This window comes from Micromonospora psammae, assembly GCF_036902725.1.
Classification (GTDB): domain Bacteria; phylum Actinomycetota; class Actinomycetes; order Mycobacteriales; family Micromonosporaceae; genus Micromonospora.
Map to the genome: position 1 here is coordinate 259,641 of NZ_JBAKHM010000001.1, position 13,350 is coordinate 272,990.

General features: G+C 72.8%; 10 protein-coding genes. 5 read left to right on the forward strand and 5 right to left on the reverse strand.

Annotation, left to right across the window (positions count from 1 at the left end):
• Positions 1–48: 48 nt before the first annotated feature.
• From V6U79_RS01195 to V6U79_RS01205, 3 genes are all read left to right on the forward strand, one after another.
• The gene (locus V6U79_RS01195) at positions 49–837 is read left to right on the forward strand and encodes an aldo/keto reductase (protein WP_334519341.1); all 789 of its coding nucleotides are present in this window, start codon (positions 49–51) and stop codon (positions 835–837) included.
• Between the two features lie 124 nt (positions 838–961).
• On the forward strand, positions 962–1,117 hold the full coding sequence (locus V6U79_RS01200; protein ID WP_334519338.1) for a hypothetical protein: 156 nt from the start codon (positions 962–964) through the stop codon (positions 1,115–1,117).
• Positions 1,117–2,079: a golvesin C-terminal-like domain-containing protein gene (locus V6U79_RS01205; protein WP_334519335.1), complete on the forward strand. Its 963-nt coding sequence runs from the start codon at positions 1,117–1,119 to the stop codon at positions 2,077–2,079. Before V6U79_RS01200 ends, V6U79_RS01205 begins: the two co-directional genes overlap by 1 nt.
• 54 nt (positions 2,080–2,133) lie before the next feature.
• Here V6U79_RS01205 and V6U79_RS01210 read toward each other — a convergent pair whose 3' ends face one another.
• Positions 2,134–3,261, reverse strand: coding sequence for a glycoside hydrolase family 12 protein (locus V6U79_RS01210; RefSeq protein ID WP_334519332.1), 1,128 nt, complete (start codon positions 3,259–3,261; stop codon positions 2,134–2,136).
• Between the two features lie 406 nt (positions 3,262–3,667).
• Here V6U79_RS01210 and V6U79_RS01215 point away from each other — a divergent pair, with 406 nt between their 5' ends.
• Together V6U79_RS01215 and ctaD are read left to right on the forward strand one after the other, a co-directional pair.
• Positions 3,668–4,774, forward strand: coding sequence for an FAD-dependent monooxygenase (locus V6U79_RS01215; protein WP_334519329.1), 1,107 nt, complete (start codon positions 3,668–3,670; stop codon positions 4,772–4,774).
• A 129-nt stretch (positions 4,775–4,903) separates the two neighbouring features.
• Positions 4,904–6,661 carry an aa3-type cytochrome oxidase subunit I gene (gene ctaD / locus V6U79_RS01220; RefSeq protein ID WP_334519326.1) on the forward strand — a complete coding sequence of 586 codons (1,758 nt, stop codon included), beginning with the start codon at positions 4,904–4,906 and terminating at the stop codon, positions 6,659–6,661.
• 636 nt (positions 6,662–7,297) lie between these two features.
• Here ctaD and V6U79_RS01225 read toward each other — a convergent pair.
• The 4 genes from V6U79_RS01225 to V6U79_RS01240 all read right to left on the reverse strand — a co-directional run bounded on the left by V6U79_RS01225 (position 7,298) and on the right by V6U79_RS01240 (position 13,197).
• Positions 7,298–8,548: an MFS transporter gene (locus V6U79_RS01225; RefSeq protein ID WP_334613166.1), complete on the reverse strand. Its 1,251-nt coding sequence runs from the start codon at positions 8,546–8,548 to the stop codon at positions 7,298–7,300.
• 78 nt (positions 8,549–8,626) lie between these two features.
• The gene (locus V6U79_RS01230) at positions 8,627–9,193 is read right to left on the reverse strand and encodes an isochorismatase family protein (protein WP_334519320.1); all 567 of its coding nucleotides are present in this window, start codon (positions 9,191–9,193) and stop codon (positions 8,627–8,629) included.
• Positions 9,194–9,215: 22 nt separating this feature from the next.
• The gene (locus tag V6U79_RS01235) at positions 9,216–10,502 is read right to left on the reverse strand and encodes a nicotinate phosphoribosyltransferase (RefSeq protein WP_334519317.1); all 1,287 of its coding nucleotides are present in this window, start codon (positions 10,500–10,502) and stop codon (positions 9,216–9,218) included.
• Positions 10,503–10,518: 16 nt separating this feature from the next.
• On the reverse strand, positions 10,519–13,197 hold the full coding sequence (locus V6U79_RS01240) for an ATP-binding protein (RefSeq protein WP_334519314.1): 2,679 nt from the start codon (positions 13,195–13,197) through the stop codon (positions 10,519–10,521).
• Positions 13,198–13,350: the final 153 nt, after the last annotated feature.

Genomic DNA, 13,350 nt, shown 5'->3' on the forward strand with positions numbered 1-13,350 from the left:
GCCCGGTTCCGGGGCATGTCGCCGACGATCACGGGTAGAACCGGCGGTATGGAGAACGCTGACCACCCCGCCGCACTGCTCCCCGGGGACGTGCGGATGCCGCTGCTCGGCTTCGGCACCTGGCAGGCCACCGGCCAGGCCGGGTACGACGCCGTGCTGGCCGCCCTCGACGCCGGCTACCGGCACATCGACACCGCCACCATGTACGGCAACGAGGAGGAGGTGGGCCGGGCGGTCGCGGAGAGCGGCCTGCGCCGGGAGGACGTCTTCATCACCACCAAGCTGCCGCCGGACCGGGTGGGGCGGGAGCGGGAGACGATCGAGGCGAGCCTGCGGGCCCTCGGCACCGACCACGTCGACCTCTGGCTGATCCACTGGCCGCCCTCGTCGCCGTCGGACAGCATCCCGATGTGGCGGGAGCTGCTCGCCGCCCGCGACGCGGGCCTCACCCGGGCGGTCGGGGTGAGCAACTACGGCACCGCGCTGATCGACGAGCTGATCCAGGCCACCGAGGAGAGCCCGGCGGTCAACCAGATCCGGTGGAGCCCCTCGCTGTACGACCGGCGGCGGCACGTCGAACACCGGGACCGGGGTGTCGTGCTGGAGGGGTACAGCCCGTTCAAGACCAGCGACCTGACCGAACCGGTGCTGGGCCGGATCGCCGCCGCGCACGGCGTCTCCCCGGCCCAGGTGGTGCTCCGCTGGCACATCGACCACGAGACCGTGGTGATCCCCAAGTCGGTCACCCCGGACCGGATCCGCGCGAACTTCGACATCTGGCACTTCTCGCTGACCATGGAGGAGATGCGCGACATCGACGCCCTCGGCAACACCTGACCGCAGGTTTCCTTCAGTCGCGAGATTGGGATTGAAGGGTATCGACATAGACGCTCGTGACGGTATAACGTGCCGTCACCATCGTCGTCGATCCCTGGTGGACCCGTCGCACTGAAGGAGCGCCATGGCCACGTCCCGCACCACCCGTCTGCGGCGCCGAGGCGTCCTCGGCATCCCGGCCCTGCTGGCCGCCGCGCTGACCACCGTCACCGCCCGGCCCGCCCCCGCGGCCGCCGCGCCCCGCGTCGAGTGCCTCGCCGACCTGCTCGGGAACTCCTGATGGCGACCATTCCCTGGCTGGTCGACGTGCTCCGGGCCGCGGGCGTGCAGGTCGTCGTCGAGGGTGACTGGCTCAACCGGATGCGCCCCGGCGACTTCAACCCGATCGGCGTGCTCTGGCACCACACGGCGGCCACCTCCAGCGCCACCAACCCGCACCCGGCGTTGAACATCTGCATCAACGGCCGGTCCGACCTGCCCGGCCCGCTCTGCCAGGCCCTCGTCGACTACCACGGCGTCTTCCACGTCATCTCCGCCGGCCGGTGCAACCACGCGGGCGTCAGCGGCGGCAGCGGACCGATCCCGGCCGGCGACGGCAACACCCTGATGGTCGGGTGGGAGATCGACTACAACGGGGTGAACCAGGAGATGACCACGGCGCAGTACAACGCGTCGATCGCCGCCACCGCCGCCGTGCTCACGCGGCTGGGCCGGGACGCCAGCCACGCCCGGGGGCACCGGGAGACCAGCACCAGCGGCAAGATCGACCCGTCCTTCATCGACCTGAACGTGATGCGCGCCGACGTCGCCGCGAAGATGGCCGGCGGGACGACGTGGAGCGCGGTGGTGGACAACGCCACCGCCGGCCGCTTCACCGCCAGCGCCAACTGGGGCGTCTCGTCGTTCTCCGGGCAGCGTTACGGCGCCGACTACCGCTACGCGGACCCGGTCGCGGCCAGCGACGCCGCCTGGTACCGGTTCAACGTCCCGGCGACCGCCGACTACCGGGTGGAGGCGTGGTGGCCAGCGAACTCCGGCTACAACAGCGCGACCCCGTACATCGTCGCCACCACCACGGGGAACCGGACGGTCTACGTCGACCAGCGGGCCACCGGCGCCCAGTGGCGCACGCTGGGCACCTTCACGCTGCCGGCGGGGGACGCCAACCGGGTGGCGGTCAGCCGGTGGAGTTCCGCCGCCGGCCTGGTCATCGCCGACGCCGTCCGGCTCACCCGGATCTGACCGGACGGGAGCGGGGCGCGGCCTTGCGGGCCGCGCCCCGCTCGCCGTCGAGGTTCAGGCGCGCGAGCAGGCGACGCCGTTGAGCGAGAAGCTGGTCGGCGAGGAGTACGCGCCGCTCAGCGTCCCCTGGTAGCCGAAGCTGGTCGAGGCGCCCGGTGCGAGGGTGCCGTTGTAGCTGACGTTCCGCGCCGTTACCGCGGTCCCGCTCTGGGTCACCGTGGCGTTCCAGGCGTTGGTCACCTGCTGCCCGGCGGGCAGCTGGTAGGTGAGCGCCCAACCGTTGACCGTGCCGGAGCCGGTGTTGGTGACCACCACGTCGGCCGTGAAGCCGCTGTTCCAGACGCTGGCCGGCGAGTACCTCACCGAGCAGGCGGTGCCGGACGGCGGCGGGGTGGTCGGCGGGGTGGTCGGGGGCGGGGTGCCGCCGCCGTTGACGCTGGCCGAGAAGGAGGTCACCCCGAGACCGGCGCCGCCCTGCCACGGCTCGAAGCCGGCCTGGATGCTGGTCAGGTACCAGCTGTTGGTGATCGCCCCGCGGTTGCGTACGTCGGTGATGAAGTCGAGCACGCTGAAGTTCAGGCTCGCGATCGGCGACGGCGCGACGTACGAGATGACGTTGTTGGAGCCGTTGCTGCCCTGCCAGACCTCCCAGCTGCGGCCGGCCAGCGTGGTGGTGCCGACCCGCGAGCCGATGGGCTGGATCGGGCCCTGCCGGTTGAGCCAGATCATGATCTCCATCTGGTTGACCCCGTCCTTCTTCGGGGTCGGGTCGAGCCAGATGTCGTACGAGGCGTTGTAGGTGGCCCCGCTGACGTACCGGTAGGAGATGCTGCTGTCGGCGCTGCTGATCTGGCTCACCTGGATCGGCAGGTTGGTGCCGGGGGAGCAGTTGGTGTAGTGGCAGCCGAGGAAGACCGACGGGTACGCGGTGGGGGCGCCGTTGGTGGGGTTGCTGCCGTTCTGGGTGGTGATCTCGAAGCCGGTGCTGGTGACGTTGATGCACTGCTGGGCGGTGGTGCCCCAGCGGTTGTTCTGCACCACGTACCGGTTCTGGATCACGGTGGAGCCGAACTGCTCGCAGATCTGCGTGTCGGCGGAGGCGGTGCCGCCGAGCGCGACGGCGACCAGCGACCCGGCGGCCAGCAGGCCGGCCGCGACGATGGCCCGGAGTGGACGTCTCATCATGCTCCTTCGACTTCGGCGTGGGGGCGCCGGACGTGCCGGAGATAGCGGCGGGAGCGCTCCCATCTCATTCGACACATTTACATGTCTGCAACACGAGCGCAATCGGTCCGGCTCGATGGAACCGCCGCCACCCCGTCGTGGCCGGCCCCGGGCGACGTCCGCGCGGCGGGTCGGCGGGCCCGTCGCGCCGAGGCGAAGCCCCAGCTCAGCCAGGAGGCGCGCGGGATCAGCGGCTCGGCCGAGGGGTGGTCGACCGGCTGGAGACGCGAATGCCGTACGCGATCACCGGCCCGGGTCCGAGGATCGTTCGCGCCGGGCCGATCAGCCCTACCATGCGTCGATCGCGGCGAGTAGTGTCTTGCCTCCAACGCGTGCCGAACCCCCTCCGGAGGCGTACACCACCATGGGTGGCTCCCCCCTGCGCATCCTCGTCGTCGGCGCGGGCATCGCCGGCCTGGCCGTGGCCCGGGCGCTGCGGTTGGTGGGCCTCCGGCCGGACGTCACCGAGAAGCTGCCCCCGAACGAGCTGGTCGACACCGGCCTCTACCTGCCCGGCAACGCCGACCGGGCGATGCGCCGGCTCGACCTGGACGGCCCGCTCCGCCGGTTCGGTCAGGTGATCCACCGCCAGCGCTTCCTCGACGCGGCCGGCGAGCCGCTCTGTGAGGTGGATCTCGACGCGCTCTGGGGCGGGGTGGGCCAGTGCCGCGCGCTGCCCCACCGCGACCTCTACCAGGTGCTGCTCAGCGGCGCCGGTGGAGCCGTCCGGCACGGTGCCGAGGTGAGCGCGGTGGAGCTGCTGCCCGACACGGTCGGCGTCACCTTCACCGACGGCACCGGCGGGGAGTACGACCTGCTCATCGGGGCCGACGGTCCCCGCTCGGCGGTCCGCGCGCTGGCCGCGCTCGGCGGTCCCGCCCGCCCCGCCGGTCAGGTCGTCTACCGGGGCGTGGTCCGCGACGGCCCGGACATCGCCGACTGGACGGCCCTGCTCGGCCGGCGCGCCGGCTTCCTCGTGGTGCCGATCGGCGCCGGGCGGCTCTACTGCTACGCCGACGAGGCGGGCACCGTCGCCCCCGCCGACCCGCGCGCCCGGCTGGTCGAGCTCTTCGGCGACTACGGCGGCCCGGTGCCGGCGGTGCTGGACGCGCTGCACGACGTGCAGGTGGGGCTCACCGACGAGGTGGAGCTGGGACGCTGGTACCGCGGCCGGGTGCTGCTGGTCGGCGACGCCGCGCACGCCACCGCGCCCACCCTGTCCCAGGGCGCCGCGATGGCGCTGGAGGACGCGGTGGTGCTCGCCGAGTCGCTCCGGGCGGCCGGCAGCGTCGAGGCGGCGCTGGTGGCGTACGAGAGTCGCCGTCGTCCGCGTACCCGATGGGTGCGGGACCGGACCCGGGACCGCGACCGGACCCGGGACGTGCCGCCGGCGCTGCGCGACCCGCTGCTGCGCGGGCGCGGCGACCGGATCTTCCGGGAGCACTACCGGCTGCTGGTCGACCCGCTGTAGAGCGGTCCTCCATCCTGCCCCACCACCCCGAGCGGCGCACCCACCTGCCGGGGACTATCCTCCTTGCGGATGACGGCTCGCAGATAGAAGCGCGTGCCGAGCGGGACAACCGAGAACCGGAGGCCATTCGTGACCACCGTCGCACCCAAGCCGGTCGTGACCCGGCCATGGCCGGTCCGAGAGCCGGTCAAGGGGTCGGCCATCGCGCGGCTGCTGCGCACCACGGACGCGAAGCAGATCGGGATCATGTACATGGTCACCGCGTTCGTGTTCTTCATGGTCGGTGGCCTGATGGCCCTGATCATGCGTGCCGAGCTGGCGCGGCCGGGCCTGCAGTTCCTGTCGCCCGAGCAGTACAACCAGCTGTTCACCATGCACGGCACGATCATGCTGCTCTTCTTCGCGACGCCGATCGTGTTCGCCTTCGCGAACTACGTGGTGCCGCTGCAGATCGGTGCCCCGGACGTCTCCTTCCCGCGGCTGAACGCCTTCGCCTACTGGCTGTACCTGTTCGGCGGCACGATGGCGACGGCCGGCTTCATCAGCCCGGGTGGCGCGGCCGACTTCGGCTGGACCGCCTACACCCCGCTGAGCACGGTCGAGCACTCCCCGGGCGTCGGCGCCAACATGTGGGTGGTGGGTCTGGCCATCTCCGGTCTGGGCACCATCCTCGGCGCGGTCAACCTGATCACCACGATCCTGACCCTGCGCGCGCCCGGCATGACCATGTTCCGGATGCCGATCTTCACGTGGAACATGCTGGTCACCAGCCTGCTGGCGATCCTGGTCTTCCCGCTGCTGGCCGCCGCGCTCTTCGCGCTCGCCGCGGACCGGCTGATGGGCGCCCACGTGTACGACCCCGCCACCGGCGGACCGATGCTCTGGCAGCACCTGTTCTGGTTCTTCGGGCACCCCGAGGTCTACATCATCGCGCTGCCGTTCTTCGGCATCATCACCGAGATCATCCCGGTCTTCTCCCGGAAGCCGATCTTCGGTTACAAGGGCCTGGTGGCCGCGACCATCGCCATCGCCGCCCTGTCGATGAGCGTCTGGGCGCACCACATGTTCTCCACCGGCCAGGTGCTGCTGCCGTTCTTCAGCTTCCTGAGCTACCTGATCGCCGTGCCCACCGGTATGAAGTTCTTCAACTGGATCGGCACCATGTGGCGGGGCCAGATCACCTTCGAGACGCCGATGCTCTTCGCGGTCGGCTTCCTGGTGACCTTCCTCTTCGGTGGCCTGACCGGCGTGCTGCTGGCCAGCCCGCCGCTCGACTTCCACCTGCACGACTCGTACTTCGTGGTGGCGCACTTCCACTACGTGCTCTTCGGCACGATCGTGTTCGCCGTCTTCGGCGGCATCTACTTCTGGTTCCCGAAGATGTTCGGCCGGATGCTCGACGAGCGGCTGGGCAAGATTCACTTCTGGCTCACCATGATCGGCTTCCACACCACCTTCCTGATCCAGCACTGGCTGGGCAACGAGGGCATGCCCCGGCGGTACGTCGACTACCTGCCCGGCGACGGCTTCACCACGCTGAACACGATCTCCACGATCGGCGCGTTCATCACCGGTATCTCGACCCTGCCGTTCATCTGGAACTGCTGGAAGTCGTACAAGACCGGCCCGGTGGTCGAGGTCGACGACCCGTGGGGTCACGGCAACTCGCTGGAGTGGGCGACCACCTCGCCGCCCCCGCTGCGCAACTTCGACCGGATGCCGCGGATCCGCTCCGAGCGGCCGGCCTTCGACCACAAGTTCCCCGAGCTGGCGGCCGGCCAGAGCCTCGCCGGCCCGCCGGAGGGTGGCGCCAAGCCGCTCACCAGCGAGTCCAGCGGTGGCGCCAGCTACCAGGAGGACACCGCAGGGAATCTCGACCAGCGCTGACGCTGACGTCCGACCGACGGGCGCCGCACCCCACCGGGGTACGGCGCCCGTCGCCGTTCCGCGTGGACCGCACCCCACCGGCGTACGGTGCCCGCCGCCGTTGCGGACGGGCCGCGCCCCATCGGGTTCGGTGCCCGTCGCCGTTCCTGGCGGGCCGAGCCCCCGTGGTCAGCGCGGTGCGCCGTCGTCGATCCGCGTGCGGTCGGACTTCGTCGCTCTCTGAAGGGGCGACCACCGGCGATCCTCGAGGGCATAGCCGTCGCCTGAGTGGTTGGCCGACCCGGAGGTTCGTGGTTCGAGGGGCCCGTGACCGCCGCCGCCCTCCCTCACCGGGGAGTGACGATGTCAGGAAGGCGCTGTCGGGCCTCGCTTTAGAGCTGATGTCGTCAACGGATCACGGGTGGGACCGACCGTCGCCGGCCACTGGCCCCGCCGGTGATTCGTCTACGACATCAGCTCTAAAGCCTCTGCGACACCCCGGTGGCTCCCGATCGGCGGGCCGAGTGCCCGGAACCAGTCGCTCCCCCGGCCCGCCGCCTCCGCGACACGCACCGGACGGACCGGCACTCGCTGAGGGGCACCGCAAGGCCGGGTGGAGCGCCGGGCGGGGTTGCGGCTGCGGTGGGGCCAACCCGGTCAGGTGGTGACAGGGGCCAGGTCTGTGGTGGCGGGCTCGGCCGGGGTGGTGGGGGGCGTGGCCGACGCGGCGTCGGCGGCGTGTTCGCGGCGGTGACGCAGTTCGACCGGGAGCACCGCGAGCGCGACCAGCAGCCCGATCGCGCCGGTGACCGCGAACCCCCAGAGCGGGACCGAGGCGTCGATCACCGCGCCGGCCAGCGGGGCGCCCACCGCGATGCCGACCGTGATGGCCGACCCGTGCAGGCCCATCGCCTCGCCGCGCGCGCCGGCCGGGGCGAGGCGGCTGACCGCGTCGGAGGTGGCCGCGAGGGTGGGGGCGCAGAGCGCGCCGGCCGGGACCAGGGCCAGGCAGAGCAGCCACCAGTGCTCGCCGCCCAGCCCGACCGGGATCGTGCAGAGCGCGAGCGCGGCCATCAGCGCCAGCGGGGAGAAGGAGCGGCTGACCGCGCCGTAGGCGAAGCCGCCCACCAGCGAGGCGACCGCCCACATGGCGAGTACGACGCCGGTCCAGCCGACCTCACCGCTCTCCCGCAGCACCGCGATCACGGCGACGTCGGTGCCGCCCAGGACGAGGGTCGCGGCGGTGCTGACGGCCAGCACCGCGAGCAGGCGCGGGGTGAGCCACTCCAGGCGGGGCACCCGGCGCTGCGGCGCCGCCGCCTCCTCGGCCCCCCGGACCGGCGGGTTGAGCAGCCACAGCCCCACCCCGGCCGCGACGATCCCGGCGCCGACCAGGTAGAGCGTGGTGCGGGCGGAGATAGCGGTGACGGCCACCGTGGCGAGGGCCGGGCCGACCATGAACGACAGCTCGACCGTCATCGAGTCCAGCGCGTACGCCGGCCGGCGGCGTTCCGCTGGGACGAGCGCGGCGATCGACTGGCGGATCACCGAGAAGATCGGAAGGGCGAGGCTGCCGGCCAGGAACGCCGCCGGCAGCAGCAGCGGGTAGGACAGGGCCGGCGCGGTCGACCAGAAGATCGCCTCGGCGACGCCGGTCAGCACCAGCACCGGGCGCAGTCCGCGCCGGTCCACCAGCCGGCCGAGCAGCGGGCCGCCGATCGCGGCGCCCACCGTGATCGCCGCGCCCACCAGACCGGCGGCGCCGTAGCCGCGGCCGAGGTCCTGCACGACGTAGAAGGTGAGCGTCACCCCGGTCGCGGTGAGCGGGATGCGGGCCAGCACGGACACCAGCAGCAACGGCCGGAGCCCAGGCAGGGCGAGCGCCTGCCGGTAAGGCGTCAAGTTCACGATGGTCCGTACCTCCGGCGGCCATCTTCGACCCGGGGTACGACATCGGCAAGCGAATAGCGGGTCAAGCGTCCCTGATCACAGCTTCCCCCGCATGGTCACCCCGGCTCCCGCCATGGCCCGCAGCGCCACGTCCAGGGTGCTCGGCGCCACGGCGGCGGTGTGGTCGAGCAGCACGGTGGTGGCGAAACCCTCCCGGGCGGCGTCCAGCGCGGTGGCCCGTACGCAGTGGTCCGTGGCGATGCCGACCAGCTCCACCCGGTCCACGTCGTGCCGGCGCAGCCAGTCGGCGAGGCACTCGCCGTCGTCGGCGTGCCCCTCGAAGCCGGAGTACGCGGCCGCGTGTTCGCCCTTGTGGAAGATCGCCTCCACCCGTCCGGTGTCCAGGTCGGGGTGGAACTCGGAGCCGGCGGTGCCGACGACGCAGTGCGCCGGCCAGGACTCGACGTAGTCGGGCGGATCGCCGAAGTGCGCTCCCGGGTCGATGTGGTAGTCCTTGGTCGCCACCACGTGGTCCCAGCGGTCCGGCTCGGCGGCGAGCAGCCGGGAGATGTTGGCGGCGACGGCGGCGCCACCGGCGACGGCGAGGGATCCGCCCTCGCAGAAGTCGTTCTGCACGTCCACGATGATCAAGGCGTTGCCCATCGGCGTGGCTCCTCTCAGATGATCAGGCGGCGGGGACGACGGTCACCGGGATGGCCGGGTCCCCGTCGGAGAGCTTCAGGCCCTCCCACGGGATCGAGATCAGGCACTGCCGCAGGTGTTCCCGGGACTCGTCGAGGGAGGGCAGCGCCACCGGCTCGCCGTCGACCATGAAGGAGCGCTGGAGCAGTCGGTCGTTCGGCCGCCGGTCCGGCACGCCCTGGGGCACCACGATCTCCTCGGTGGCGGTGCCGGTCGGCTTGTGCCGGCGGACGGCGACCTTGCGGCCGCCGATGGTGGCCTTCTGCTCCGAGCGCTTGACCACCGCCCGGCCGCTGACCTCGACCAGCTTGTAGACCAGGCCGGCGGTGGGAGCGCCGGAGCCGGTCACCACGGCCGTCCCGGCGCCGTACATGTCCACGGGCTCGGCGGCGAGTGCGGCGATGGCGTACTCGTCGAGGTCCCCCGAGACGATGATCTTGGTTTCGGTGGCGCCGAGGGAGTCGAGCAGCTCCCGGGACTGCTGGGCGATCACCGCCAGGTCGCCGGAGTCGATCCGGATGGCCCGCAGCTCCGGGCCGGCCACCTCGATCGCGTTGCGGATGCCCTGGCTGATGTCGTACGTGTCGACCAGCAGCGTGGTCTCCTTGCCCAGCGTGGCGACCTGCGAGGCGAACGCGGCCTTCTCGTCGTCGTGCAGCAGGGTGAACGCGTGGGCGGCGGTGCCGGCGGTCGGGATGCCGTAGCGCTGCCCGGCGGCGAGGTTCGAGGTGAACCGGAACCCGGCCAGGTAGGCGGCCCGGGCCGCGGCGACCGCCGCCTCCTCGTGCGCCCGCCGGGAGCCCATCTCGATCAACGTACGGCCGCGGGCGGCGGTGACCATGCGGGCGGCGGCGGCCGCCACCGCCGAGTCGTGGTTGAGCACCGACAGCACCAGGGTCTCCAGCAGCACGCACTCGGCGAAGCCGCCGCTGACGGTGAGGATCGGCGAGCCGGGGAAGAACAGCTCCCCCTCGGCGTACCCGTCGACGTCGCCGGTGAAGCGGTAGTCGGCCAGCCACTCGGCGGCCCGGTCGTCGACCACGCCGGTGCGGCGCAGGAAGTCCACCTCGTCCGGGGCGAACCGGAAGTCGCGGATCAGCTCCACCAGCCGCCCGGTGCCGGCGACCACCCCGTAGCGGCGACCGGCCGGCAGCCGCCGGCTGAACACCTCGAAGGCGCAGTGCCGGTCGGCGGTGCCGTCCCGCAGGGCGGCACTGACCATCGTCAGCTCGTAGTGGTCGGTCAGCAACGCGGGGCGAAGGGTGCTCACCGGTCCAGCCTAGAGTTCACGCCGGCTCTCCGCCGTCGTGGCCCGGGATCGCCCGCAGCGCCGCCCGCAGCTCCGCCCGCCCGGTGATGCCGAGCTTGCTGTAGACCCGCTGGAGGTGGTTGTCGACGGTGCGCGCGGACAGGAAGAGCCGCTCGGCGATGGCCCGACTGGTCACCCCCTCGGCGGCCAGTCCGGCGATCTGGAGTTCCCGGTCGCTCAGCGCCGGCCGTAGCGCCGCCAGCGCCGGGGTGCGGATCTGGTCGCAGCTGCCCAACAGCGCGCCGAGCCGTTCGTGCGCGGCGGCGGCCGGGACGGAACGCCCCCGGCGCAGCTCGGTCAGGGCTGTCGCGGCCGCCTCGGCCGCCCAGACCGGCAGGTCCAGCGCGGCGAACTCGTCGGCCACCGCCAGCAGGCCGGGCCCGTCCCCGGCGACGGTGGCGCGGGCGTGCCGGGCGAGCAGCGGTGGCAGCACCCCGTCGACCCGCTCGCTGAGCTCGGTCAGCCGCTGCGCCACCGTGCGCCGGCTGCCGTCGGTGCAGGTCGGGCCGACCGGTGCGGTCGCCTGACCGAGCCGTACGAGGTCGTGCAGGATCAGCACCTCGTGCCCGGCGAAGCCGTCGACGCGCAGCCGGTCGGCCAGCTCGGCCAGGTGCTTCGCCGCGCCGGGCAGGTCGCCGCAGGCTGCCAGCACCGCGCCGCGGGCCTGCTCCAGCCAGGGGTAGAGCACCGCCATGCCGGGGGCGTGGGTGCTGTCCGCCTCGGCCATCGCCTCCGCCGCGTGCCCCGCCTCGCCGCGCAGCGCCGCCGCCTGGGCCCGCTCCGCCTGGGCCAGGCCGGCGTAGACCCGGCTGGTGGCCAGCACCGCGCAGGCGCCGAGGCTGAGCCGCAGCGCCTCACCGCTGCGGCCGCGCAGCCGCGCCGCGTACGACTGGAGGATCGCCAGGTAGCCGGTGCCGAGTCGGAAGTCACCCGCGCCAGCCTGGTCGGCGAACTCGTCGGCCACGATCGCGTCGATGCCGGCCAGGTCCCCGGCGAGCGCCAGCCGGGTGCCCCGGGCCAGCTCCATGGCGAGTTGCAGGTAGGGCATGTCGGCGCGCCAGCGCGGCGCCTCCGCCTCGACCCGGGCGATCGCCGACGCGCTGCGGGTGAACCGTCCCCGGGCCGCGTCGAGATGGGCGACGGTGCAGCGGGCCAGCTCGCGGGCGGCCACGCAGGCCGCCGGGCGGTCCAGCACCGACCGACCGAGCCGCAACGCCGTCGCGGTGTCCAACCCGTGCAGCCGCATGATCGCCTCGAACGACCGGACCCGCGCCCGGTCGCAAGGGTCGGCCAGCTCGTCGCCGTCGCGGGCGATCTCGTCCACCGTGGACTGCCGGCTGAGCCCCCAGTAGCTCACCATGCCGCGCACGGTCAGCCAGCGGGCCCGCCGCCGGTCGCAGTCGACCTCGTCGGCCACCGCGTCGAGCACCCGCAGCGCCTCCTCCGGCCGGTCGGCGAACATCAGGATGGTGGCCAGCAGCTCCGCGGCGTCGAAGCCGCCGTCGGCGTGCAGCGCCGCCCGGGCCAGCCGGGTCGCCAGGGGTACGTCGTACCGGGTGAACGCCTGCACGGCCGCGCCGAGCAGCAGCGTGGCGTCCTGCGCGGTGCCGGAGTCGAGCCGCCAGACGGCCAACCGCAGCAGGTCGCCCCGGCGGCGGGCGCCGACCCCCTCCAGCAGCTCGGCGAGGCGGGCCTGGAGGCGTCGGGTCCGGCTGACCGGGCAGCGGCGCCGCAGCACCTCGCCGTAGAGCGGGTGCGCCAGCCGGACGTCGAGTCGCCGGTCGTCGTGGACCAGGGTGATCAGCCCCCGCTCCTCGGCCGTCTCCACGTCCGCCGGGTCGGCGGCCTGCTGGACCAGGTGCAGGCCGAGCGGTTCGCCGAACGCCACCAGCTCCACCACGGCCCGGACGCCGGCGTCGAGCCCGCCCACCCGGGTGTCGATCAGGTCGGTGAGGCTGGGGGCCAGCTCCAGCCGGCCGGTCCAGCGCCAGACCCCGTACGTGCTGACCAGCTCGCCGCTGCCGGCCGCGGCGAGCACCAGCTCCCGCAGGAGCAGCGGGTTGCCGGCGGAGAGCCGGAACAGCCGCTCGGCGGAGCCGGCGTCGACCGGGCCGTCGAGGATGGCGGCGAGCAGTCCGGTGGTCTCGGCCTGCCCCATCGGGGCCAGTTCGACGTGCTCGACGAGGTCGTTGGTCCACAGCGCCCGGATCGGCAGCGGGATCTGTTCGCCGTTGCGCAGGGTGCCCAGCACGGTGGTGTTCTCCGCCCGGGCGAGCAGGTGGACCAGCGCGGCCGAGGACGGGTCGAGCAGGTGCGCGTCGTCGATGGCCAGCACCATCCGCCGCCCGGCGGCCTGCTCGCGGAGCACCTCCACCGCCCAGCGCAGGACGCCGGCGGGGGTGAGGCCCTGGGGCTGTTCGGCGGGGAGCACCTGGGCCAGCCCGCCGAAGGGCAGCCCGGCGGTGGTGGCGCTGGCGGCGACGGACCAGATGGCGTACCGCTCGGTGGGCAGGGCGGCCACCCCCTCGCGGAGCAGGCGGCTCTTGCCGACCCCGGCGCTGCCGCTGAGGAAGAGCCCGCGCCCCTCCGGCCCGTTCACCGCCGACAGCAGACGGTTGAGCTCTTCCGTTCGGCCGACGAAGCCCCACCGACTCATCGCAGCAGCATATCGACGGAATTCCGTCCGCAGGGGCAGCGTCACGCTCTGAAGTTGAGTAATGTCGGAGTTACCGGTGAGTACTTGAAATGTTCCGTCCCGAAGGGAAACCGACCGTACCCTTCCGACATCTGATGACCAGCACCGGACAAA